We start from the raw sequence: 24,040 nt of genomic DNA, 5'->3' as shown, positions 1-24,040 counted from the left end.
CGGACCAAGAGGCCGGGCCATTGTCGTCTTCCATCGCCGATCGGTCGCTGCCTCAGTCCTCGACGCCGTAGCGGTGCAGGTCGTTGCCGCAGGTGTCGAGCCACTTCTTGGCGCGCTCCACCGAGCCGCAGATCTTGCCGCACACCTTCCAGAACCGCGCCGAGTGGTTCATCTCGATCAGATGGGCGACCTCATGCGCCGCGAGATAATCGAGCACGAAGGGCGGCGCGAGGATCAGGCGCCACGAGAACGACAGCGAGCCGGCCGAGGTGCACGAGCCCCAGCGGCTCGACTGGTCGCGGATCGACAGCCGCTTCACCTTCACGCCGAGCTGCTCGGCATAGGCGTCGGAGGCCTTCTGCAGGTCGCGACGTGCCTCGCGCTTGAGGAAGTCGAGCACGCGGCGCTCGGTGTGCTCGATGCCGCCGGCCACGCACAGGATCTTCTCGCCGCTGTCTCGCGTCTCGGTCCACACCGTGCCGCGCTCGCCGGCGCGGTGCACGATCTTGTGCGGCACACCGCGCAGCGGCACCAAGGTGCCCGGCAGGAACGGCGCCGCCTTCGGCAAACGGCCGAGACGTGCCGCGATCCACGCGCCGTGACGCTGCGCGAAGTCTTTCGCTTCGATGATGGTGCCGCGCGGAGGCATCGTCAGGATCGCTTCGCGATCCGACGGATGGATTCTCAGTGTATAACGTCGCGCACGACGGTGACGCCGCAATCTAATCGAGTAGATTTGCGAGCCGTGCTTGACGAGAAGACGCGAGGGTTCGGCGGGCCGCCGATAGAGTAGCGCGCGAGTGGCCATTTCTGTCAGTCCGGGAGGGAAGAACTCGCCCGGATTTTGCCATATCCACCGCCAGGGAAAGCGCTCGGCGCAAAAACAAATCATTTGCCCAACATACAGGGGCTCCGGGGGTTCCGCACCCCAGAGCTTGGGCCTCTGCGCGACGTGAAGAAGTGAATTCGGACTCAGAAGCATCGCTCAAGCAGCGACGCCACATTCACTGCTTGAGTCACTCCTGAAATCGGGTTTTCGAAGTCTCTTCAAAGAGTTAACGCGCAGTCGGATTCGACTGCGCAGAATCCCTTGCTCGACGCTATTCAGCAGCAATCGCAAGCAGCGACTTGGGATCAGCTGCCGAGAGCATGAAGTCGTTGATGCGCGGCACGATCTCCGACTTGAATCGTGATCCGTTGAACACGCCGTAATGACCGACACCCGGTTGCACGTAGTGAACCCGGCGATGATCCGGGATCGACGAGCACAAACCATGCGTCGCTTCGGTCTGACCAAGACCGGAGATGTCGTCCTTCTCGCCTTCGACCGTCATCAACGCGACGCGGGTGACCTTCGACGGATCGACCAGCGTGCCGCGGTGAGTCATCTCGCCCTTCGGCAGCGAATGCTTGATGAACACCGTCTCCACCGTCTGCAAATAATATTCCGCAGCCAGGTCCATGACGGCGAGATACTCGTCGTAGAAGTCGCGATGCTTGTCGACCTGGTCGCCGTCGCCCTTCACGAGGTTGGCGAACAGCGCCTTGTGGGCGTCGACATGGCGGTCGAGGTTCATGCTGATGAACCCGTTGAGCTGCAGGAAGCCCGGATAGACGTCACGCATCACGCCGGGATGCGGGAACGGGACCTTGGTGATGACATGGTTGCGGAACCAGTCGATGCCGCGCTCCTGGGCGAGGTTGTTCACCGCGGTCGGATTGCGACGGGTGTCGATCGGTCCACCCATCAAGGTCATGGAGATTGGTGCGAATGGATCGCGTTCTGCCTCCATGACGGACACCGCCGCCAGCACCGGCACCGCCGGCTGGCACACCGCCATGACATGCATGTTGGTACCGAGGAAGCGCAGCATCTCGATGACGTAATCGATGTAGTCGTCGAGATCGAAGCGGCCCTCGGCCAGCGGCACCATGCGGGCATCGGCCCAATCGGTGATGTAGACCTCGTGGGTCGGCAGGAACGCCTCGACCGTGCCGCGCAGAAGCGTCGCGTAATGGCCGGACATCGGCGCCACGATCAGCAGGCGCGGCTGGGGCGCGCGGAGCGGGCGGATGTGCTTGCGGTCGAAATGGAGCACGCGGCAGAACGGCTTTTCCCAGATGACGCGGACCTCGACCGGGGTCTTGACGCCGTTGACCTCGGTCTCGTCGAGGCCCCATTCGGGCTTGCCGTAGCGGCGCGTGGTGCGCTCGAACAATTCGCAGGCCGCCGCGATCGACTTGCCCATCTCGGTGTGCGCCCACGGATTGAGCGGGTTCTGAAACAGGATCTTGGTGGCGTCGGTGACGGCGCGCGCCGGATTGAGCGAGGCATGCGCCATTTCGTACATCCAGTACATCGGCGTCGTCAGGACAGGACTGCCTTCCGACGCCAGGGGCGGTGCACCGCCAAACTCACCTATCGGCATTCTCGTTCAACCCTCTCTGCAACGCAGCATACTGCCGAATGCGTAATTAAGCGTCAATGCGGTGTGTTACGAGTTGGTGCCTTAAGGGCGCGAAATGAGCCCGAAAATCCACGGGAAAACGCAATTATTCCCCTGAGGACAGCAGCGAGCCGGCGCGGCGCGCGCTGCGTAACAGAGCAATAAATGCCGCAAACGACGCCAACAGCAGGGCGGCATTGAGCCCGAGCGCGGTCAGCATCAGGTCGGCGCGGAAGACGTGATCGGTCAGCAGCGCCCGCATGCCTTCGAACACGTAGGTCGGCGGCAGCGACCAGGCGACGAGCTGCAGCCAGTGCGGCAGCACCTGCACCGGATAATAGACGCAGGTGAGCGGCATCAGCGCGAACATCAGGGTCCAGACGATGCTCTCGGCGCCGAGCCCGTTGCGCAGCACCAGACCCGACACGAAGATGCCGACCGCCCATGAGGTGAAGATCAGATTGCAGAAGAACGCGATCAGCGGCAGGCCGAGGCTGTAGAAGTTGAAATCGAAGAACCAGACCGCGATCAGGGTCATCGGGATGATGCCGATGGCGAGCCGGACCAGGCTCATCGTCATCAGCGCCAGCAGGAATTCGATCGGGGTGAGCGGGCTCATCATCAGATTGCCGATGTTGCGCGCCCACATCTCCTCGAGGAAGGAGATCGAGAAGCCGAGCTGGCCGCGGAACAGGATGTCCCACAGGATCACGGCGCCGATCAGCGTGCCGCCGGCACGGGCGAAGAACCCGGCATTGCTGGCGATGTAGGTCTGCAGGAAGCCCCAGGTGATGATCTGCAGGGTCGGCCAGTACATCAGCTCCAACAGCCGCGGCCAGGACGACAGCAGCAGGTACCAGTAGCGCAGGACCATCGCGCCAATGCGGTGCGGGGCGATTGCCAAGGACAGATCGTTCATTGTGCAGCCTCCCAATCACGGCCGCGGGCGACGTCGAGGAACACCTCCTCCAAGGTCGAGCGGTTGTAGCGCGCCATGATCTGGGCCGGGCTGTCATCGTCCTCGATCCGCCCGCGCTTCATGATGATGACCCGGTCGCAGAGACGCTCGACCTCCAGCATGTTGTGCGAGGCGAGCAGAATGCTGGCGTTGCGGCGCTTGCGGTAGCGCTCGAGATGACCGCGCACCCAGTCCGCGGTGTCCGGGTCGAGCGAGGCCGTGGGCTCGTCGAGCAGCAGGAGCTCGGGATCGTTGATCAGCGCCTTGGCGAGCGCCACGCGCGTCTTCTGCCCGGCCGACAGCTTGCCGCTGGCGCGGTCGATGAAATCGGTGAGGTCGAGCTGCGATGCGAGCTCGGCGATGCGCTCCTTGAGATGGTCCACCGCATAGAGCCGGCCGAAGATGGTCAGGTTCTGCCGCACCGTCAGCCGCATCGGCATGTCGACATAGGGGCTCTCGAAATTCATCCGCCCGAGCACGGCGGCCGCCTCGGCCGGCATCTGATGGCCGAGCACCTCGACGGTGCCGGAGGTCGGCTGCACCAGCCCCATGATCATCGCGATCGTCGTGGTCTTGCCGGCCCCGTTGCCGCCGAGCAGCCCGGTGATGCTGCCGCGGCGAATTGCGAACGAAATGCCGTCGACGGCCGTGGCCGTCTTGTAGACCTTGGTCAGGCGCGACACCGCTATCGCAGGCGAACCTGAACCGGAAGCCGACGAAGGCGTCGGCGCTGCGTCATCTTGCGTCATGTCCTGGGTTCATTGAGGCATTGTGCCGCAAACCGCAACAGGCCACCAACGGCCAAGCCGATTTGTCGCCGCGCCTGCGCGGGTTTAAAGTTCCCGACCATGACCGAAGCCATGACCGATGCCCTGATCATCGATACGCCCGACACGGATTATCGCCATCCGCGCCAGCGCGTCCGGCTCGATACCATCCTGCGGCTGCGCTGGCTCGCCGCGCTCGGTCAACTCAGCGCGATCTTCATCGTCGTGCAGGGGCTGGAGTTCGATCTGCCGGTGGTGCCCTGCCTCGCCGTGATCAGCGTGTCGGCGCTGCTCAATCTCGGCCTGCAGATCACCTTCAACCCGATGCAGCTGCTGGAGCCGCCGCATGCCGCCGGACTGCTGGCGCTCAACATCATCGAGCTGACGGTGCTGCTCTATCTCACCGGCGGGCTGGAGAACCCGTTCTCCTACATGTTCCTGGCGCCGGTGCTGATCGCGGCGACCGCCCTGCCCGTGCGGCTGACGATCATGCTCGGGCTGCTCGCGGTGGCCTGCGCCACCGCGCTGTTTTTCATGCATCTGCCGCTGCCCTGGGAGGGCGAAGAGCCGCTGATCTTCCCGCCGATCTACCTGTTCGGCGTCTGGCTCTCGATCGCACTCGCGATCGGCGTCACCAGCCTCTACGCCTTCCAGGTGACCGAGGAGGCGCGCAAGCTGTCGGACGCGCTCGCCGCCACCGAGCTGGTGCTCGCCCGCGAGCAGCATCTGACCCAGCTCGACGGGCTCGCGGCGGCCGCGGCGCACGAGCTCGGCACGCCCTTGGCCACCATCGTGCTGATCTCGCGCGAATTGGAGCGGGCGCTGCAGGACAACAGCCAGGTCACGTCCGACATCAAGACCCTGCGCGAACAGGCCCAGCGCTGCCGCGATATCCTCGGCAAGATCACCCAGCTCTCGTCGACCGGCTCGATGTTCGACCGGATGAAGCTGTCGACCTTGATCGAGGAAACCGTCGCCCCCCACCGCGACTTCGGCGTCGACATCAAGGTCCGCGTCGCCGTGACCGCCGCGAAGGAGCCGGTCGGGACGCGCAATCCCGCGATCCTCTACGGCGTCGGCAACATCCTCGAGAATGCGGTCGACTTCGCGCGCAACGCCGTCGAAGTGAATGCCTGGTGGAATAACGACGTCGTCGAGCTGGTGATCTCCGACGATGGACCGGGCTTCGCTCCTGATATCGTGAAGCGGATCGGTCAGCCCTATCTGTCGCGCCGGCGCAGCGGCGAGGATGGCCAAGGCGGCAACCAGGGCGGCGGCCTGGGGCTCGGCGTCTTCATCGCCCGCACCTTGCTGGAGCGTACCGGCGCCAAGGTCTCGTTTACCAACCGCACCTTCCCGGACCATGGCGCCGTGGTCCAGATCTCCTGGCCGCGGCGACGTTTCGAGGCCAGCGAGGACGGTAACGACGTGGAACCGCAAGAATGAATGGCGCCCGCACTGGTATACGGCCGGCCAGCCTGCGCGGCGTCACGCCGCAGACTGCGGCATCCCGCGATCTTGGCAGCGCCGGATCGGCGGACCATATGATGCTGACACAGATCGTCTCGTAACCAACCGAGCCTTCTCCTGAGGATATGACCGTGGGCGCCATCGCCGAATTGACGAACCACCCGGACCGCTCCCTTCTCATCGTCGAGGACGACAAGCCCTTCCTGGAGCGGCTGTCGCGCGCCATGGAAACCCGCGGCTTTACCGTCACCTCCTGTGAGAGCGTGGCCGAAGGCATTTCCGAGATCGGCAAGGCAGCCCCCGCGTTCGCCGTGGTCGACCTTCGGCTGGGTGACGGCAATGGGCTCGACGTCGTGTCGGCGCTGAAGCGCAAGCGCCCCGAAGCCCGCGCCATCGTGCTGACCGGCTACGGCAATATCGCCACCGCCGTCACCGCCGTGAAGATGGGCGCCGTCGACTATCTGGCGAAGCCGGCCGATGCTGACGACGTCGTCGCCGCCCTGCTGGCGACCACCAGCGAAAAATCCGAGCTGCCGTCGAACCCGATGTCGGCCGACCGCGTGCGCTGGGAGCACATCCAGCGCATCTACGAGATGTGCAACCGCAACGTCTCGGAGACCGCGCGCCGCCTCAACATGCACCGCCGCACACTGCAGCGCATCCTGGCGAAGCGCGCGCCGAAATAGGCGCGCCAGCCTCATTTCAATGCGACTTCACGAACGCCTGCAGCGCGTGGAAGACCGTGCGCCGCTGGTTGCGGCTGCACCAGTTGCGCATCCAGCTGTCCATCTCGGTGAGATCGAGCTTGATCTGCATGCCCTCGTCGCCGCGCGCGGCGTTGACCGCCGAGACGTAGCCCATCATCCATTGCTGATATTTGGAGATGGCGTTGACATAGGGCCCGTCAGGGTTGCCGATCGCCTTGTAGGTGCCGGGCGGCTGCTCCTCGGCGGCGGCGATGAAGCGCTCGCAGGAATCCGTGCCCACGCCAATGACGTAGAACGCCATTTCCTCTGCGCGAAGCTCCGTCGCAAACAGCAATGTCATCGCCAAGACCAGCCAACGCATCGCCCGTCCCTGTCTGCACCCCTGGGCTGGATACCGTTCGAACGTTAAGATTGTTCCGGATTGTTGCGCCCCATGCGGGGCAATTGTCGGGCAAAGCTGCGGAATGAATCCGCCGGTCGTGCTCTGCATCGTCTGACAAGACCACAACGCCTCATTCTCGGTCACAAATCGTCCGGGACGGTATTCTGTGCCTGATGAGTGAGTCGACGGATGGCGATGCGTGGACGGCCACCGCGATCAATCGCCGAGATGGCCTTGCGGGTCGATCAGGCGGTTCATGCGCTGGGCGGCTGCGAGCGCGAAGCGGACCGTCATCAGCTTGCGGGTCGGGGCCGGCAGTTTGTGCTCGGGCGCCTCGCAATGCAGATGGGCGCCATAGGCATCGGCCACGATCAGGCCGGTGCTCTGCGGAAACAGCTTGCAAGGCAGGTCCTGCGTGAAGGCAAAGAACAGCCGGTCGCAATGGAGGCGATACTCCTCCCATTTGTGATCGGCGCGGAGATCCTCGACCGACGACTTGATCTCGACGATCCAGATCTCGCCGCGCTCGTTCAGCGCCACGAGGTCGGCGCGCCGGCCCGACGGCAGCGGCAGCTCGCTGATCGTGGCGAAGCCGAGCGAACGCAGCAGACGCGAGGTGCCGCGCGCGATCGCCAGTGCCGTCTCCGACTGGCGGCGGTCGACGGGGACGAGGCTGATCCTGGCGGCGGAGGATTCCATCGTCGCAGCATAGCCGATTCTGAAAGCGGCCCAAGCACGCTTTGCGCGGGGAACCGGAACCCGGTGCCGGCCTTCCGCTTAACAAGCGGCCGCTGACTGGGCGGCGCAACGGAGCGCCGTCCATGATCGATGATCTCTGGTACAAGAACGCCGTGTTCTACTGCCTGTCGGTCGGCACCTACATGGATGCCGATGGCGACGGCATCGGCGACTTCAAGGGCCTGACGCGCCGGCTCGACTATCTGCACGGCCTCGGCATCACCGCGATCTGGCTGATGCCGTTCCAGCCGTCACCACAGCGCGACGACGGCTATGACGTTGCGGATTACTACAACGTCGATCCACGCTACGGCACGCTCGGGGATTTCGTGCAGTTCACCCATGGCTGCCAGCAGCGCGGCATCCGCGTGATCATCGACCTCGTCGTCAACCACACCTCCGACCAGCATCCATGGTTTCTGGACGCCCGCAGCTCCAAGGACTCGCGCCATCGCGACTGGTATGTCTGGTCGGACAAGAAGCCGGCCAATGCCGACAAGGGCATGGTGTTTCCCGGCGTGCAGAAGACGACCTGGACGCGCGACAAGCAGGCCGGCGCCTACTATTTCCACCGCTTCTATGATTTCCAGCCGGATCTCAACACGGCGAATCCGGAGGTGCAGGCCGAGATCCTGAAGATCATGGGATTCTGGATCCAGCTCGGCGTCTCCGGCTTCCGCATGGATGCGGTGCCGTTCGTGATCGCGGCCAAGGGTGCCGACATCAAGAAACCGCTCGAGCAGTACGACATGCTCCGGACGTTCAGGGAATTCCTGCAATGGCGCCAGGGCGAGGCGATCATCCTCGCGGAAGCCAACGTCTTGCCCGAAACCGACATGGAATATTTCGGCGACGACGGCGATCGCATGCACATGATGTTCAACTTCCACGTCAACCAGCACCTGTTCTATGCGCTCGCCGCCTCGGATACCCGGCCACTCGCCAAGGCGCTGGAAGCGACCAAGCCGCGGCCGGCTTCGGCGCAATGGGGCCTGTTCCTGCGCAATCACGACGAACTCGATCTCGGGCGGCTGACGAAGGAGCAGCGCGCGGCGGTGTTCGCGGCGTTCGGGCCGGACAAGAGCATGCAGCTCTACGACCGCGGCATCCGCCGGCGGCTGGCGCCGATGCTCGGCGGCGACCGCCGCCGCATTGAGCTGGCCTACAGCCTGATGTTCACTTTGCCCGGCACGCCCGTGATCCGCTACGGCGACGAGCTCGCGATGGGCGACGATCTCAGCCTTCCCGAACGCAATTGCGCGCGGACGCCGATGCAATGGTCGGCCGAGCCGCATGGCGGCTTCACCAAGAGCGAGACCTCGGCATCGCCCGTGATCGATCACGGGCCCTATGGCTACGACCACGTCAACGCCGCCAAGCAGCGCCGCGATCCGAATTCGATGCTGAACTGGACCGAGCGCATCATCCGCATGCGCAAGGAGGTGCCGGAGATCGGCTGGGGCGATTTTGCCGTGATCGCGACGAAAGATCCCGCGGTGCTGATCATGCGCTATGACTGGCGCAACAATTCGGTGCTGTTCGTGCACAATCTCGATGAGAAGCCGCGCGAGACCAGCTTCGACGTCGGCCTGCCCGACGAGGCCGGCAAGCTGCTGATCAATCTGCTCTCCGAGGATCACAGCCAAGCCGACGACCGCGGCCGCCACACCCTGGTGCTGGAGCCCTACGGCTACCGCTGGTACCGCGTCGGCGGGTTGGACTACCTGCTGCGGCGGAGCGACATCGAGACGGAGAGCCCGGGGAAACGGGTTCGGAAGACGCGGCGGCGGTGACGGCGGGCAATCCAGAGTGCCGATGAGTTGACGACACGACCTAATCAAATTCGGTGTCGTCCCGGGCTTGACCCGGGACCCATAACCACCGGCAGTCGTTTGGCGACGACTTGGAGTTGCCAGCCTGCCTCAAACAGCTCCCTGGGAGTCTGGGTCCCGGGTCAAGCCCGGGACGACACCGAATGTGGGGTGACGCCGTCGCGCAATAACTAATGGTGGCTACGCGCTCCGCCCGATCACCACGCCCTCATTCCCCCGCAGATCCAGCGTGCCGGCGATGCGCTCGCCGTCGCGGTCGAGCCAGGTGGAGAGAAGGACCGCGCCGTCGAGGCCGCTGCCTTCGGTGGCGATCGAGACCGGCTCGTCGCCGAGATTGAGCGCGATCGTCAAGACTTCGCCGTCACCTTCGCGGCGGTAGAGCAGCAGATCGCCTTGCGCGGCAACCGGGTGGTAATTGCCGGTGACGAGCACGCGGTGCGCCTTCCGCAGCCGGATGAGCGCACGGTAGAGATTGAGGATGGAGCGCCGGTCGGCGGTCAGATTGACGACGTTCTCATGCGTGTAATCGTGCGCCACCGGCAGCCATGGTGACGCATTCGTAAAGCCGGCCCCCGGCAGCGCGCTCCATTGCATCGGCGTGCGGCAGCCGTCGCGGCCGACGCCGATGCCCGGGACGTTCTTCTCGAAGGGGTCGCGCACCTGCTCCGGCGAGATCGCCACCTGATGCATGCCGATCTCGTCGCCGTAATACAGCGTCGGCGTGCCGCGCAGCGTCAGCAGCAGCATCGCCGCGACCCGGGCCTGGTCTTCGCCGACACGGCTCGCCACCCGCGGCCGGTCGTGATTGCCGAGCACCCAGTTCGGCCACGCGCCCTTAGGCAACGCCGCCTCGTAGTCGGCGATGATGGTCTCGATCTCGCGCGCGTGCCACGGCGCCGACAGCAGCGCGAAATTGAACGGCAGGTGCGCGCCGCCGAGATCCTTGCCGTAGTAGGTCATGAGCCGCTCGAGCGGCAGATAGATCTCGCCGATCAGCACGCGATCCTCGAACTCGTCCATAACCGCGCGCATTTCCGCTACCACCTCGTGCACCTCCGGCTGATCGGCGGAATAGCGCGAGATGATCTGCTCGTGCGGCGGCCGGCCGCCGTGATAATCGGGATTGGCCGGATTGTCGCGAAACTCGGCGTCCTTGATCAGGTGCCAGATCACGTCGACGCGAAAGCCGTCGACGCCCTTGCGCAGCCAGAACCGCATCACGTTATACATCGCCGCCCGCACCGCCGGATTGCGCCAGTTGAGGTCCGGCTGCTGCGCCAGGAAGGCGTGGTAGTAATACTGTCCCGTCTCCTGATCGAACTGCCACGCGCTGCCGCCGAACTCCGATAGCCAGTTGTTCGGCGGGCCGCCATCGGCAGCCGGGTCGCGCCAGATGTACCAGTCGCGATGCGGATCGTCGCGCGACTGGCGCGCCTGCAGAAACCACGGATGCTGGTCGGAGGTGTGGTTCGGCACGAGGTCGAGGATCACCTTCAACCCACCCTCATGCGCGGCCTTCACCAGCGCGTCGAAATCCTCCATTGTGCCGAACAGCGGATCGATGCCGGTGTAGTCGGCGATATCGTAACCGAAATCGGCCATCGGCGAGGTGAAGATCGGCGACAGCCAGATCGCATCGACGCCGAGCGTCATCAGATAGGGCAGGCGATGGATGATGCCGGTGAGGTCGCCGACCCCGTCGCCGTCGCTGTCCTGGAACGAGCGCGGATAGATCTGATAGAAAATCCCCTCGCGCCACCAGGCGCCCTGCTCCGCCATCTCGAACCGCTTTCTGCTCGCAACCGTGCGGCCCAACGCAGGAACCGGCGGCAGGTTCACAAGGCGGCCCCGTCGCGTCTGCCCACGAGACTTTTTCGCTTGGCGCATTGCGAAAAATCGGCATGCTGGCGCCATGAGCGAGCCAAACCAGACCAAGGCGAAGGCCGGCGCGATGATCGTGCCCGTCACGCCATTCGAGCAGAACTGCACCATCCTGTGGTGCGAGGCGACGAAGAAGGCGATCGTGATCGATCCCGGCGGTGACGTGCCGAACATCCAGGCCGCAATTGCGCAGGCCAACGTCACCGTGGAGAAGATCTGGCTGACCCATGGCCATATCGACCACGTCGGCGGCGCCGCCGATCTACGCGATGCACTGAAGGTGCCGATCGAGGGCCCTCACATCGCCGACAAGTTCCTGCTCGACAACGTCGTCGCCAGCGGTGCGCGCTTCGGCATCACGGGCGTGCGCGATTTCACGCCGGATCGCTGGCTGGAGGAAGGCGACACCGTCGAGATCGGCGAGCTCGTCTTCGACATCCTGCACTGCCCCGGCCACTCCCCGGGCAGCGTCGTGTTCTTCAACAAACAGATGCGCTTCGCCCATGTTGGCGACGTGCTGTTCAATGGCTCGGTCGGCCGCACCGACCTGCCCGGCGGCAGTCATGAGACGTTGATCAGCTCGATCAAGGACAAACTGCTGCCGCTCGGCGACGACATCGGCTTCATCTGCGGCCACGGCGCCGGCTCCAGCTTCGGCCAGGAGCGCATGACCAACCCGTTCCTGACCGGCATGGCCTGAGGTCTGCTCGAAAGCTGAGGCCCTCCTTCACCTCTCCCGAAGGGAGAGGTCGGATGGCATCGCCAGATGCCATCCGGGTGAGGGGTCACTGCGTCTCGATGTCGCGAGCCCCCTCACCCGGCGCTGCGCGCCGACCTCTCCCCGACGGGGAGAGGTAAAGGGAGAACTCGCGTCTTGGCTTCGACGCGGCTCGCATCACCGGGCGGGAATGCGGATCACTTGAGCCCGGCGGCCTTCAGCGCGCGGTCGATCACGGCGGCGACGTCGATGACGCGACGGGGCTTCGACTCAGGGGCCGGCGCAGCGGGAATCGGTGGTACCTTCACCGCAACGACCGGCGATGGATCGGCCGGCGTCATGTCGATGGCTTTGGCCACCCCGGGCTTGGCCACGGGCGGCTTCACCTCGGCGGGCGCGTCAGCCGGCACTGCGCTCAGCGCCTTGATCTCGCCCGGCGCTGGCGTAGCGCTGGACGACTCGGCCTTGCGCTTCGGCGGCCTTGCTGCGGAGCTGTTCGGCTTGGCGCGCGCAGGCCGCGGTCCTGCAGGCTTGGCGGGCTCGGGCGCGGCCTCCGCCGGCTCTGCGGCACGCGCATCGTCAGGCCGGCGCAGCATCTTCGTCAGCGCCGGCAGCGCCGAGATCGGCGACACCTCGGGGATGAGCTTGGTGCTCGGCGAGGTCACCGCGGGCTTCGGCTGGCGGATCCAGTCGGTCACGCCGAAGAATTTGGCGATCAGATAGGACGAGGAGATGCCGGCCTCGAGCAGATACGGCCCGGCCTTGCCGTAGCGCTTGTCGTTGGCGGCGATTCCGATCGGCGTGCCATGGGCCATGTTGGTGATGGTGTAGGACTCGACCATCGTCTCGCCGTCGGCATTCCACCACTGCTCATGCGGATAGCCGTTGACGTTGTTCGCGGCCATCGGCGCCAGCGGCAGATGATGCAAATCGAGCCATTGCTTGACGATCTCGCCGGCATTGTCCGGATGCACCGTGTAGTCCGCAGTGCCGTGCCACACCGACAGTTTCGGCCATTTGCCGCGATGGTTGGAGGCGCGGCGCACGAGATCGCCGAGCTCGCCGGCCGGGCGCGCCGGCGGCATCCGCATCTGCAGGATCGCGTCGCGCATGTTGCGCGCAGCGCCGAACGGCAGGCCGGCGATGACGGCGCCGCCCGCGAACAAGTCCGGATGCGCCGACAGCATCGCCATGGTCATCGCGCCGCCGGCCGACAGGCCGGTGACGAAGATTCGCCTCTCGTCGATGGCGCAGTCGGCGACCATGCGCGCGATCATCTCGCGGATCGAGGCGACCTCGCCCTGCCCGCGCGTGATGTCCTCGGATTGAAACCAGTTGAAGCAGCGCTGCGGATTATTGATGCGCTGCTGCTCCGGCATCAGCAGCGCGAAGCCGAAATGCTTTGCAAGCGTCGACCAGCCGGCGCCGAGATCATACTCCGCCGCGCTCTGGCCGCAGCCATGCAGCACGATGACGAGCGGCAGCAGCGGCTGGCGCTGCGCCGGGACGTAGGCGAACATCTTGAGACGGCCGGGATTGCTGCCGAAGCTCTCGACCTCGACCAGCGGGCACTCGGGCGCGGGCCGCGCCTGACGGCGAGGATCGCCGAATCCGGTGATGCCGTTCAGCTCCCGCAGCCGTCGCAAATACTCAACATTTTCAGCGAGGGACAACGGCAGCTCCTTGCAGTCACGTCTTCGGCAGTCATGTCTTCAATGGTGCAGATCAAACTCCACCATCACCCAGATGGTTGCTGCAGCGCAAAAGAAAAAGCCCGCACATAAGCGGAGTGCAGCAATTTGATTGCGAATTTCGCGCTTGCTGCGATCAAAATGCCACGCGGAGGCGACGCTTCACGCAGTCTTCACCGAAATGCGAACCTCAACCGGTCGAAATCGCGGAGAGCGTGAGCACGGCGGACGACGCAACTGCTTTCGGCTGATCGCCGCAGGCTGGACGCTTCAAGCCGACCTGTTCGCGAATCGCGATCTCGCCTCGGAGTGTGCGCAGCGATCCGCGATCAGTAAACAACAAATGGCAGGCATGCACCGCTCTCGCGTGAGCGGCAAGATGATTGCCTACAAACGATGCGCCGATTAGCCTGACCGGCAAGCAACAATGAAATTCCATTGGGGAGAAAACCACATGGCGCGGCTCAAATTCGGCGCATTCCTCGCTCCGCATCATCCGATCGGCGAGCATCCGATGCTGCAATTCCGCCGCGACCTCGATCTCGTCTCTCAGCTCGACGAGCTCGGCTATGACGAGTTCTGGTGCGGTGAGCATCATTCGAGCGGCTGGGAGATGATCGCCTCGCCCGAGATGTTCCTCGCCGCCGCCGGCGAGCGCACCAAGCGCATCAGGCTCGGCACCGGCGTCATCTCGCTGCCCTATCATCATCCCTACAACGTGGCGCAGCGCATGGTGCAGCTCGACCACATGACCGGCGGCCGCGCCATCTTCGGCTCCGGCCCCGGCGCGCTGGCTTCCGATGCGCACACCCTGGGCATCGATCCGATGACACAGCGCGACCGCCAGGACGAGGCGATCGCCATCATCCGCCGCCTGTTCAACGGCGAACGCGTCACCGCCAAGAGCGACTGGTTCACGATGAACGACGCCGCGCTGCAGATCCTGCCCTTGCAGGAGGAGATGCCGTTCGTCGTGGCGTCGCAGATCTCGCCGTCGGGCATGACGCTCGCCGGCAAATACGGCATCGGCATCATCTCGCTCGGCTCGATGTCGACGCAGGGCCTGATGGCGCTGCCGCAGCAATGGGAGTTCGCCGAGGATGCCGCGAAGAAGCACGGCACCACGGTAAGCCGCGCCAATTGGCGCGTGCTGTTGTCCTGGCACATCGCCGAGACCCGCGAACAGGCGCGCCGCGAGGCCGGGCCCGGGCTGATGCGCTGGCACAACGAGTATACGGTCGGCACCTTGATGCGGCCCGGCCTGAAGCCGTTCTCGTCGCCGGACGAGGCCGTCGACAAGACCGCCTTCGTCGAGGGCGCGGCCTCGACGATCGGCACGCCCGACGATCTCGTCAAGACGATCAAGAACCTGATGCAGGTGTCGGGTGGCGTGGGCCACATCATCGGCTTCGTGCACGACTGGGCCAATCCGGAGAACACCCGGCGCAGCTGGGACATGGTCGCGCGCTACGTCGTGCCGGAGATCAACGGCTATATCGACGGCCTGCGCCGCTCGCAGAAATTCGTCATCGAGAACCGTGAGATCTTCGAGCGCGCCGGACAGGCCGTGATGGCCAAGATCATGGGCAATGACAAGGCCGCCGCCGCGCTGTCGCAGACCGGACCGGGCCGCATCGCGATTCCCGCGGTCAATGCGCCGGACCTGCAGGAGGCGGCGAAGCGCAGAGGGTGAAAAGAAAGTAGGGCGGATGAGCGCAAGCGTAATCCGCCGCATCCGGCGAAGCCGGATACCGCTATCTCGCAAGCGTCACGAATGGAGAAAGCCTGCACGCGTCGGCGGATTACGCTTGCGCTCATCCGCCCTACAAAGTGTTGCTACCTCACCGCCGCGACCAGCCGCTCGCAGTCGGCGAGCGTCGCGATCTGCTTGAGCGTCTCGCGCAGCGCCGGCAGGTCGACCGGCTTCTGGAACTGCGGATAGACGACGAGGCCGAGCACGGTGGCGAGCCGGACGTGCTCCTCGCGGGTGCCATCCTCCGCGCCGCTGATGAAGATCACCGGCGTGCGTATTTTCAGTTCGTTGAGCAGCAGCAGGATGTCGGCGCCGCAGCGGTCGCCGAGCGACAGATCCAGCGTGATGCAGTCGAACGTCTTGTCGCGCAGCACCTCGGACGCCGCCTCGACCGACGTCACGCAGGTCGCCTCATAGCCGCATTGGACGGCGATCTTGCGCAGAATCGAGAGATGCACCTCGGCATCCTCGATCACCAGCAACTGATTGCTCATGGTCCTGCCCTCGTTAGCCATTGACCAGACGCCAGATTGTCCAGACGCAAAGTCTGGGCGTTCCTAGGCGCCGCCAATGGCCGCGAGGTAAAGATTCCGGCCCGTAAAGCTACGGTGTCGCGGCCGAGGCGTCTGCGCTCGGAGCGCCTGCCTGCGCGCAGAAAGCCGCGGTCCGGACGGCCGGCGGGCTCCGCCGTCCCTGCGTCTCACGTCCAGCGGATCGGACAGGACGGCGAAGCCGGGATGGAGCCCATGACCGGCGGGATCGGGAAGTACTGCGTCGTGACCTGCACGTCCTCGGCGCTCTTCTGGCCGAACAGCAGGATGATCAGTTGCAGCGCCTCGTCCAGTCCGGCCGAGATGCCGCCGCCGGTCAGTCGCTTCCCCGAGGCGTTGCTCGACACCACGAAGCGCTTGCGCTCCGTATCCACCTTGATCCCTGGGAAGCTCTGCAGGCAAGCGGTGAAATACCAGTGCGTGGTCGCGTCGTGGCCGTCGAGCAGCCCGGCTCGCGCGAGCAGCAGTGACCCTTCGCACACCGAGCAGACCCAGGTCGCCCGACTCGCGATCTGCCGCAGATATTCCAGATAGGGGTGTGCCGGATTCGTCATGATCTGCTCCAGCGCCTCCGGCTTGCCGCCGGGCACCCAGAGCACGTCGAGCGTCGGCGTCTCGGCGAAGCTCGCCTGCGCCGCGAAGCGCACACCGTTGATGGAGGTCACCTCCCCGCCGTCCTGAGAGACCAGGACCGTCTGCAGGTCGTTGTCCTGGCCCGCCCAGTAGAACATTTCGAGCGGGCCGGCGACGTCGAGCAGATTGACGCCTTCATAGATCGGAATTCCAAGCCTCATGGGAGAATCTCCGGCTGATGCTGCGATCCGAGCCCCGACATGTCATGACGCCGGCGCGATGTGGCCTCGGCCTGACGCTTACGCGACCTGCGACATTGTGCCGTGGAATGTCGAGAAGGCGGGGCGGTCACCGGCCTTGCCGGGCGGCTCGGTGATATTGGTGATGATCGTGTTCATCCGATAGTCCTCGAGATGCACCACGGTGGTGCCCTCGCGCTCCTGCCATGTCACCAGGAACAGCAGGTCACGGATCGGCGTGACCGTGATGTCGACCGTCTCCGAGCTGTCCGGGATCGGATGCCCCTGTGCATCGATGCCCGTATAGGTCAGCGATGCCTCAGAGGCGAAATCGAGCTGGACGCGAAAGCCGCGGCCGCTCGCGGCGCGGAAATCGACCAGATATTTGTGGCCCACGGCAGGAAATGCGTCGGACATCGTCCATCCTCCTGATCTCGGTGCGTCAGCATCCCCGGCGCGTAAGCATTCGCTGAACACGCTGGCGCTAGCGCAGCTCGACCTTGAACAGCCGCTTCGCCGGCGCAGAGGCCGGCGCTGCGGCGGCCAGCGGCTGGACACCGCCGCCGAGCAGCCCGTCGCGAGTGCGCACCTGCACGTCGATCTGGTCGGGTGTCACCTGTGCCGCGAACGCACCCAGCGGATGCGTGCTGATCGCCGCCCGGCCCTCGACATGCGTCTGGCAGTTGGCACAGCCCTCGACATGCCAGCGGCTGAGGATGGCCTCGGTGCCGATGTGCTGCCGCTTGCCGTCGACCGTGGCGAAGGCGCTGATGAGGAAAGAGCCGCGAATGCGGGCGCGGTTGAGGCCGCGGACGCTGATCGTGCGCGCGGTGGACGTCGCCGCCACGGCCTCGAGCGCGCCCGGCTGCTCCAGCGAGCCGGGTCCGTAAGTGTAGCCCAGCTGAGTCTCGATGTTGGTGCAGTCCTGTGACGTGTAGGGACGTTCCTGGCCGTCCTGCGTCAGCCTGAACGGATCGAGCGGCGAATCGAGCGTGAGCCACGCATTGGCGGCGGTGCCCGGCGTCGGCCCCTGGCTGTCGACAGAGTTGGTGCCGGGATATTGCGGGATGATCTCCAGCCGGTCGGTGAAGCCGTTCTTTTTTTGCCAGAGCCAGAACACCCGGTCGACGAAGCAGTGATGGAAAAAGAAGATCGGATCGAGGCCGGCGGTGTCGTTCTCGCCCATGTCGCCGTTGGCGCCGTCGATCGGCGAGGCGTCGAACACGTTCGGCAGATCGAACCCGCCCACGGCCAGATGAATGCTGTTGTGCGGACTTTCGAGCGGCACGACCCGCTGCCCGGTGTCGTCGAACCATTGCGCGGCGGAGGTGGTGTTGGAGAACACCGTGTAGTTCGGCGCGTTCAGGCAGGCGGCGTATTTGTCGCGGACGTGCCCGCCGCCGATCGGCTTGCCTTCGACCATGACGGCGGCCGACAGCCAGGTCCGGATGTTCTCGTTCAGCAGTCCGACATTGGTGTCGTAGTCGGGGAATTTTGCATTGTGCGCCTCGGTCGCGGCGCGGTCGGCCTCGGTCCCGACCAGTCCCGACAGCGGATAGCGGACCGTCTCGTAGCCTTTCGGCTTGCTGTAATCAGCATCCGGGATCGGGCTCAGGTGATCCACGATGCCGTGTGGAAACACGAAGGAGCGCAGCGGATTGGGAATCGTCTGCCCGTCCAGCACGACGTCCTTCTGGGTCAGCGCGGTCGGAATGCCCTTGCTCAGCGATGCCTCGCTGGTCTCGTCCCAGAACGGCAGTGTGACGTCAGCGCAACCGGGAATGCTGCGCAGCGCATCCTCCAGCTTCAGCAGGTAGACCCGGTGCCAGGTCGGGAACAGAATGTTGCCGTGGTTGCAGTACCCGCCCCAATATTGCGCGTTGCCCCAGCCCGCGCCACGAAACGGCTCGCCGTGATAGCCGCCGAGCACGAAGAACGACCGGGGATCATTCGGCGGGAGCTCCTTGATGCCCTTCCAGGCGCGCATCAGATCTTCGAGCGGCTTCTTGTTGCCCTTGTCGAACTCGTCCTGCAGATCCTGGATCGAGCGACGTACCCGCAGCGCAGCGCTCATGGCCTTCTCCCCGGCAATCGAGCATCACGTCCCGCTTTCGTCGACAGTCTAGCTCATCTACCAGGGATTGAACAACAAGAATCATTCGCCTGCGGCATCGCGGAGCAACGGCTTGCGCCGCGGACAAGCTCCCGATTCAACTGACAAGCGTGGAACGGGCAAAGGCGACAGCGTATCGCCATCGACCGGTGACGATGGCCACCCTGTTGACGTTGAGCGCGCCGACGCTCTTCATGATCATTGCGCCGATCTGCCCGCAGATCGAGAAGCCGCTGATCAGCTGCTACGCGTCGAGAAGACGCGACGGATCACGCGCCCCGCAATCGGCAGCGATGGGCGAGGAATGTCGGCCGTCACGAGGATTTCTTAACTCGGGCCCGCTAGCCTTGGCAGAATCGAGCAGGCCCACAAGTGACCGCTTGTGTGTTTGGCAAGTGAGCGAGCCCGCCGACTCGGCCCGGCGGGCTTTCCATGGGAAGGGTCGCGAATGTCACTCTCGTCAGCCAAGAACTACGCGCTGCGCGCCGAACGGTCGCAGGATCCCAAGGAGGCCGCCGACCTCCTGGCCAAAGCGATCCTGGAGCTCGCGGCCTCGATCGAGGCCACCGACGCCAAAGTGAAGAAGATCAACAAATCGGGCTGATGGCCTTGCCGCGGATCCGTGCCGTCAGAAGCCAGGCAGGAGCCAGGTCGGAAACCATGGCGGTTTCCATCGGCCACGAGACCTGCCGGCCTGAAGGGATCACCCGCTGATCCTGCATCGATCGATCCGCCGACATTGCACCTGGTCGAAAACTGATCCGCCCATCGGACCCGACGGGCAAATCGCTTTCAGCCAGACGCCGATGCGAGACGCGAAACTCCTTCGCGGCCTGGGGATCGCCGGTTGATCGCCATGTAAGTGTGCGCGCCGAGACTCATTTCGCGAACCACTTCAATCACATCACCCATGCCCAGTCCCGCGCGCGAAAATATATCTCTTTCGTTTTTCAGAATCTGATCTACCTTCACGTTGTCCCGTCTCGATCAGAGGGGCGCTTCGCGATCGTCACGAGACGTTGGGGGCGGGATGCGGTGGCCGCGGGCGTGCTGCAGCGGGTGTGATGCCCGCCGACGAACAGCCGGCTTGCGGACGTGAAGACGCGTGGTCCTGGCGCCCCGAAGCTGGCGCCAAGTCGCGGGTGATGATCCCGCTGATGACGGTGGCTAAAGGCCGGACACCGGGGAGAGCGCGCCATAAGCGTGAAAACCATCGCGCGGGGAATGCCGGGATGCCTCGGCTGAACCTGTGGTGACTGCCGCCTGCTTTTTTCTCTGCAGGCGGGCCAATTTCATAAAAGACATGGGTGCGGCCAGCGCCCGGCATTCCCCGCGCCTTCCTCTCGAGGACGGCGGCATCATCCATCCCTCGGACGCCACGGCGCCGCGAGATCGCAGCCGCTTGCGATGCAACACGACGGACCGATGATGTGACGCCGGAGCGTATTGCATCGCCGCTGCAACTGCCTATCAATGAGGGCCAGACAGTCCGGAGATGCCGACCGCCATGAAGTCGGCCCCGAGACAGCGAATGGCAGACACAGCCAGCAGACGAGAGGGAATCCCGAGATGTCGATGCAGCATGTGGTCTCTGACACGATCAGGCTGACGCCGCCCCGGCGCAACTCGCTGACCCACATTCCCGGCGACGAAGGCTGGCCGATCATCGGCAAGACCTTCGAGGTGCTCGCCGATCCCAAAGGCCATGTCGAGCGCAACGCCAGGAAATATGGCCCGGTCTATCGCAGCCACATGTTCGGCGACGTCAACGTCGTGCTGCTGGGCCCCGAGGCCAACGAGCTGGTGCTGTTCGACCAGGCCAAGCTGTTCTCCTCCGCCCATGGCTGGGGCCACATTCTCAATCTCTTGTTTCCGCGCGGGCTGATGCTGCTCGATTTCGAGGAGCACCGCATGCACCGCAAGGCGCTGTCGGTCGCGTTCAAGGCGGGGCCGATGAAGTCCTATCTCGCCGGCCTCGACCGCGGCATCGCATCGCGCATCGCGCAGTGGCGCGAGAGGCCCGGCGAGATGCTGTTCTATCCGGCGATCAAGCAGCTCACCCTCGACCTCGCCGCGACGTCTTTCCTCGGCACCGAGATCGGCCCGGAGGTCGACGCCATCAACCGCGCCTTCATCGACATGGTGGCCGCCGCCGTCGCGCCGATCCGCAAGCCGCTGCCGGGCACGCAGATGGCGCGCGGCGTCAAGGGCCGCCAGCGCATCGTCGCCTATTTCTCCGAGCAGATTCCGCTGCGCCGCGCCAAGGCAGATGGCGACGATCTGTTTTCGCATCTGTGCCGCGCCACTGACGACGAGGGCGCACTGTTGTCGACGCAGGACATCGTCGATCACATGAGCTTCCTGATGATGGCGGCGCATGACACGCTGACCTCGTCGCTGACCTCCTTCGTCGCCCAGCTCGCCGCGCATCCGGAATGGCAGCAGAAGCTGCGGGCGGAGGTCGAGAGCCTCGGCCTCGCCAAGGGGGATCCGATGAGCTCGGAGCATCTGGAGAAGATGAAGCTGACGGAGATGGCGTTCCAGGAGACCTTGCGGCTGATGCCGCCGGTGCCGTCGCTGCCGCGCCGCCCGGTCCGCGACTTCACCTTCAAGGGCTTTGCGATTCCGGCCGGCACCGGCGTCGGCATCAATCCGATGTACACCCACCACATGCCGGAGATCTGGCCCGAGCCGGAGCGGTTCGACCCGATGCGCTTCACCGACGAGGCGCAGCGCGGCCGCCACCGCTTCGCCTGGGTGCCGTTCGGCGGCGGCGCGCATATGTGCCTCGGCCTGCACTTCGCCTACATGCAGGCGAAATGCTTTGCGCGGCACTTCCTGGGCAATGTCGAGGTCTCGCTCGCACCGGGCTATCAGCCGAGCTGGCAGGTTTGGCCGATCCCCAAGCCGCGCGACGGGCTGAAGGTGCAGCTGAAGGCGGTGTGAGTCGGCAATGCGCCAACACCAGCGCGCGCAGGCAAAACTGGATCGCTTCGCTTACGCTCGCGATGACGGAGGTTAGATCACGGCTCTATCAGCACGTCATTGCGAGCGAAGCGAAGCAATCCAGGGTGATGGACCGAAGGTTCTACTCCACCGCATCCCCGAGCAGCTTGCGCATCGCCTGATAGCCCTGCTGCTGCTGGCTCCAGTTGCGGCCGCCGGTGATGGCGCCGTCGATGACGAGATCATGGCCGTTGATGAAGCTGGACTCATCACTGGCGAGAAACACCGCCGCGTGTGCGATATCCTCGGGCAGGCCGGCGCGCGGGATCGGCTGCGCGGTGGCGTAGGCGTTGCGGATCGTCTCCGGCGTCCTTTCGGCATCTTCGGTCGACAGGCCCAGCGCTTTGCCGAAGATGCCGGTCGCGATCAGGCCCGGCGAGATCGAGTTGACGCGCACGCCGGATTCGCCGAGCTCCATGGCGACGCATTTGGTGAGATGGATCACCGCGGCCTTCGCCGTGCTGTAGACCACCGACGTCGAATAGCCCGCGAGCCGGCCGGCGATCGATCCATTGTTGATGATGCTGCCCGCGCCCTGCTTCTTCATGTGAGGCGCCGCGTACTTCATGCCGAGCATCACGCTGCGCACCAGCACCGCCATCGCCTGGTCGAAACGATCCGCCTCCAGCCCCTCGATGCCGCCGGTCTGCGCCGGTCCGCCGGCATTGTTGAACAGGCAGTCGAGCCGGCCGAAGCGCTGCACAGCGAGATCGATCAGCGCGCGCATCTGCGCATCATCAGTGACATCCGTCTGGTGGAAAATGCAGCTCGCACCGAGCCGAGCAGCCAGCGCCTCGCCCTCGGCACGGCGCCGGCCCGCGGCGATCACGGTCGCGCCTTCCGCGACGAACACCTCCGCCGTGCGCAAGCCGATGCCGCTGGTCGCGCCGGTGATCACCGCCACCTTTCCGTCCAACCGTCCCATCCCCCACTCCTCCTGTTGATTGTTTGCAGATCATCCGGCCCCGATGCACGACGAGTTCCTGTCATGGAACCACCATCCTGCATTTGGAATTGCAGTATAAGCGAAGCAGCTTTCATCAGCTGGACAAATTACCGCCACGTCGGCCTTAATTTGGTTGCGCGATTGAGGCTGATGGGAGTCCATGACGCGACTCATCGACGACATCAAGCGGGTCTGGCGGGGCGAGCAGCAGCCATCGCTGACATGGAGCTGCCTGTTTGCAGCGATGTGCCTGATCGCGGCGACCGCGATCCGCTACGGCATGGCGCATCTGCGGCCCGACGTGTTCTTCACGCCCTATATGCCGGCCGTGTTCTTCGCCACGGCGATGGGCGGATCGGGCGTTGGCCTCGCCACTGCGATTCTCGGCGCAGCGCTTGGCCTCGTGCTCGACTTTGGCGGCGGCCCGGCCGATGGCGCGCGGCTCGCACTGATGACGATGTATCTGACGGTCGCAGGTCTGGTGATCTGGGGCGTCAATCACTATCGCTCTCTGGCCGCCAAGCAGCGCGAGATCGCGCGGCGGCTGACCGAAGAGGAGCAGTATCGCAAGCTGCTGGTCGACGAGTTGCATCACCGGCTCAAGAACAAGACCTCGACCATTCACGCGGTGCTGCATCAGGTGCTGCACGACCAGCCGCAGGTCTGGGGCCGCATCGACCAGCGCATCCGCGCGCTCGCGACCGCCGACGACCTGATCGCGCGCGCCGACGCCCAGGGCTGCGATCTCAGGGATCTCTTGACGTCGGAGCTCGGACCCTACGGCCATGTCCGCTTCGAGCTCACCGGCGATCCGCTGTATCTTCCTGCCAAGCTCGCCGTCAGCCTGGCGCTGATCTTCCACGAGCTCGCCACCAACGCCGGCAAATACGGCGCCTTCGCTTCCCCCCGCGGCTTCCTGCAGGTGTCATGGACGATGCAGGGCGACCGCCTCAAGCTGACCTGGGTCGAAGCCGAGGGACCGCCGCCCGGCCCGATCGGCAAGCCCGGCTTCGGCACCAAGCTGCTGAGGGCGGCCTTGTCGTCGTTCGACGGCAGCACCGAGACGACGTTTCTCGCAACCGGTCTTCACTGCACCATGCAGTGCCGGGTGCCGCCGAGCTGAGGCGCCGGCGGGCGGCCAATTTGGCCTACGACTTTTGCAGCAGGCGCGGGCCAGCAGTGCCAGACCAAATTGAGGATCCGTTAATGACACCGCGGCACAAACGCGCGGCGTCCCAGATACTTGGTTCGCGCATTCCGTGTTTCTA

General features: G+C 64.9%; 21 protein-coding genes. 8 read left to right on the top strand and 13 right to left on the bottom strand.

Annotated features, from left to right (window positions below; translation table 11 throughout):
* Nucleotides 1-52: 52 nt before the first annotated feature.
* The 4 genes from BRAD285_RS34950 to BRAD285_RS34935 form a co-directional block, all read right to left on the bottom strand.
* The gene (locus BRAD285_RS34950) at nucleotides 53-892 is read right to left on the bottom strand and encodes a M48 family metallopeptidase (protein ID WP_083846380.1); all 840 of its coding nucleotides are present in this window, start codon (nucleotides 890-892) and stop codon (nucleotides 53-55) included.
* Between the two features lie 208 nt (nucleotides 893-1,100).
* On the bottom strand, nucleotides 1,101-2,429 hold the full coding sequence (locus BRAD285_RS34945; protein ID WP_006611797.1) for a polyhydroxyalkanoate depolymerase: 1,329 nt from the start codon (nucleotides 2,427-2,429) through the stop codon (nucleotides 1,101-1,103).
* A 124-nt stretch (nucleotides 2,430-2,553) separates the two neighbouring features.
* Nucleotides 2,554-3,366 carry an ABC transporter permease gene (locus BRAD285_RS34940; protein ID WP_006611798.1) on the bottom strand — a complete coding sequence of 271 codons (813 nt, stop codon included), beginning with the start codon at nucleotides 3,364-3,366 and terminating at the stop codon, nucleotides 2,554-2,556.
* Nucleotides 3,363-4,154 carry an ABC transporter ATP-binding protein gene (locus BRAD285_RS34935; protein ID WP_006611799.1) on the bottom strand — a complete coding sequence of 264 codons (792 nt, stop codon included), beginning with the start codon at nucleotides 4,152-4,154 and terminating at the stop codon, nucleotides 3,363-3,365. Before BRAD285_RS34935 ends, BRAD285_RS34940 begins: the two co-directional genes overlap by 4 nt.
* Nucleotides 4,155-4,253: 99 nt before the next feature.
* Here BRAD285_RS34935 and BRAD285_RS34930 point away from each other — a divergent pair, with 99 nt between their 5' ends.
* Nucleotides 4,254-5,618 carry an ActS/PrrB/RegB family redox-sensitive histidine kinase gene (locus BRAD285_RS34930; protein WP_006611800.1) on the top strand — a complete coding sequence of 455 codons (1,365 nt, stop codon included), beginning with the start codon at nucleotides 4,254-4,256 and terminating at the stop codon, nucleotides 5,616-5,618.
* A 155-nt stretch (nucleotides 5,619-5,773) separates the two neighbouring features.
* Entirely contained in the window at nucleotides 5,774-6,328 is a 555-nt protein-coding gene (locus BRAD285_RS34925) for an ActR/PrrA/RegA family redox response regulator transcription factor (RefSeq protein WP_035646275.1), read from the top strand.
* A 16-nt stretch (nucleotides 6,329-6,344) separates the two neighbouring features.
* Here the strand turns inward: BRAD285_RS34925 and BRAD285_RS34920 are convergent, their stop codons facing one another.
* Both BRAD285_RS34920 and BRAD285_RS34915 read right to left on the bottom strand, forming a co-directional pair.
* Nucleotides 6,345-6,710: a hypothetical protein gene (locus BRAD285_RS34920; RefSeq protein WP_035646271.1), complete on the bottom strand. Its 366-nt coding sequence runs from the start codon at nucleotides 6,708-6,710 to the stop codon at nucleotides 6,345-6,347.
* 237 nt (nucleotides 6,711-6,947) lie between these two features.
* Nucleotides 6,948-7,430, bottom strand: coding sequence for an MmcB family DNA repair protein (locus BRAD285_RS34915; protein WP_006611803.1), 483 nt, complete (start codon nucleotides 7,428-7,430; stop codon nucleotides 6,948-6,950).
* 122 nt (nucleotides 7,431-7,552) lie between these two features.
* On the opposite strand from BRAD285_RS34915, the gene BRAD285_RS34910 reads away from it, so the two are divergent.
* Nucleotides 7,553-9,262: an alpha-amylase family protein gene (locus BRAD285_RS34910; protein ID WP_006611804.1), complete on the top strand. Its 1,710-nt coding sequence runs from the start codon at nucleotides 7,553-7,555 to the stop codon at nucleotides 9,260-9,262.
* A gap of 219 nt (nucleotides 9,263-9,481) precedes the next feature.
* Here the strand turns inward: BRAD285_RS34910 and BRAD285_RS34905 are convergent, their stop codons facing one another.
* Nucleotides 9,482-11,080, bottom strand: coding sequence for an alpha-amylase family glycosyl hydrolase (locus tag BRAD285_RS34905; protein ID WP_006610270.1), 1,599 nt, complete (start codon nucleotides 11,078-11,080; stop codon nucleotides 9,482-9,484).
* Between the two features lie 133 nt (nucleotides 11,081-11,213).
* Here BRAD285_RS34905 and BRAD285_RS34900 point away from each other — a divergent pair, with 133 nt between their 5' ends.
* Nucleotides 11,214-11,882, top strand: a complete 669-nt coding sequence (locus BRAD285_RS34900; protein WP_006610271.1) for an MBL fold metallo-hydrolase — start codon at nucleotides 11,214-11,216, stop codon at nucleotides 11,880-11,882.
* A gap of 215 nt (nucleotides 11,883-12,097) precedes the next feature.
* Here BRAD285_RS34900 and BRAD285_RS34895 read toward each other — a convergent pair whose 3' ends face one another.
* On the bottom strand, nucleotides 12,098-13,573 hold the full coding sequence (locus BRAD285_RS34895) for a PHB depolymerase family esterase (protein WP_006610272.1): 1,476 nt from the start codon (nucleotides 13,571-13,573) through the stop codon (nucleotides 12,098-12,100).
* Nucleotides 13,574-14,045: 472 nt separating this feature from the next.
* Between BRAD285_RS34895 and BRAD285_RS34890 the strand changes: the two genes are divergently transcribed.
* Nucleotides 14,046-15,284, top strand: coding sequence for an LLM class flavin-dependent oxidoreductase (locus BRAD285_RS34890; protein WP_006610273.1), 1,239 nt, complete (start codon nucleotides 14,046-14,048; stop codon nucleotides 15,282-15,284).
* Between the two features lie 143 nt (nucleotides 15,285-15,427).
* Here the strand turns inward: BRAD285_RS34890 and BRAD285_RS34885 are convergent, their stop codons facing one another.
* The 4 genes from BRAD285_RS34885 to BRAD285_RS34870 all read right to left on the bottom strand — a co-directional run bounded on the left by BRAD285_RS34885 (nucleotide 15,428) and on the right by BRAD285_RS34870 (nucleotide 18,781).
* Nucleotides 15,428-15,838 carry a response regulator gene (locus tag BRAD285_RS34885; protein ID WP_006610274.1) on the bottom strand — a complete coding sequence of 137 codons (411 nt, stop codon included), beginning with the start codon at nucleotides 15,836-15,838 and terminating at the stop codon, nucleotides 15,428-15,430.
* Nucleotides 15,839-16,044: 206 nt separating this feature from the next.
* Nucleotides 16,045-16,689 (bottom strand): DJ-1/PfpI family protein, encoded by a 645-nt coding sequence (locus BRAD285_RS34880; RefSeq protein WP_006610275.1) that lies wholly within the window; start codon nucleotides 16,687-16,689, stop codon nucleotides 16,045-16,047.
* 78 nt (nucleotides 16,690-16,767) lie between these two features.
* Nucleotides 16,768-17,124, bottom strand: a complete 357-nt coding sequence (locus BRAD285_RS34875; RefSeq protein ID WP_006610276.1) for a hypothetical protein — start codon at nucleotides 17,122-17,124, stop codon at nucleotides 16,768-16,770.
* A gap of 67 nt (nucleotides 17,125-17,191) precedes the next feature.
* Complete coding sequence (locus tag BRAD285_RS34870; protein ID WP_006610277.1) at nucleotides 17,192-18,781, bottom strand: tyrosinase family protein; 1,590 nt, start codon at nucleotides 18,779-18,781, stop codon at nucleotides 17,192-17,194.
* A gap of 487 nt (nucleotides 18,782-19,268) precedes the next feature.
* Between BRAD285_RS34870 and BRAD285_RS35970 the strand changes: the two genes are divergently transcribed.
* Both BRAD285_RS35970 and BRAD285_RS34855 read left to right on the top strand, forming a co-directional pair.
* Entirely contained in the window at nucleotides 19,269-19,424 is a 156-nt protein-coding gene (locus tag BRAD285_RS35970; protein ID WP_006610278.1) for a hypothetical protein, read from the top strand.
* Nucleotides 19,425-20,389: 965 nt separating this feature from the next.
* Nucleotides 20,390-21,766 (top strand): cytochrome P450, encoded by a 1,377-nt coding sequence (locus tag BRAD285_RS34855; RefSeq protein WP_006610279.1) that lies wholly within the window; start codon nucleotides 20,390-20,392, stop codon nucleotides 21,764-21,766.
* Nucleotides 21,767-21,908: 142 nt separating this feature from the next.
* Here the strand turns inward: BRAD285_RS34855 and BRAD285_RS34850 are convergent, their stop codons facing one another.
* A complete protein-coding gene (locus BRAD285_RS34850) occupies nucleotides 21,909-22,751 on the bottom strand; it encodes an SDR family NAD(P)-dependent oxidoreductase (protein ID WP_006610280.1) in 843 nt (280 codons plus the stop codon).
* Nucleotides 22,752-22,932: 181 nt separating this feature from the next.
* Here BRAD285_RS34850 and BRAD285_RS34845 point away from each other — a divergent pair, with 181 nt between their 5' ends.
* The gene (locus tag BRAD285_RS34845) at nucleotides 22,933-23,895 is read left to right on the top strand and encodes a sensor histidine kinase (RefSeq protein WP_006610281.1); all 963 of its coding nucleotides are present in this window, start codon (nucleotides 22,933-22,935) and stop codon (nucleotides 23,893-23,895) included.
* Nucleotides 23,896-24,040 lie beyond the last annotated feature (145 nt).

Source organism: Bradyrhizobium sp. ORS 285, from assembly GCF_900176205.1.
Classification (GTDB): Bacteria; Pseudomonadota; Alphaproteobacteria; order Rhizobiales; family Xanthobacteraceae; genus Bradyrhizobium.
This window is presented reverse-complemented; position numbering and strand designations above follow the sequence as displayed.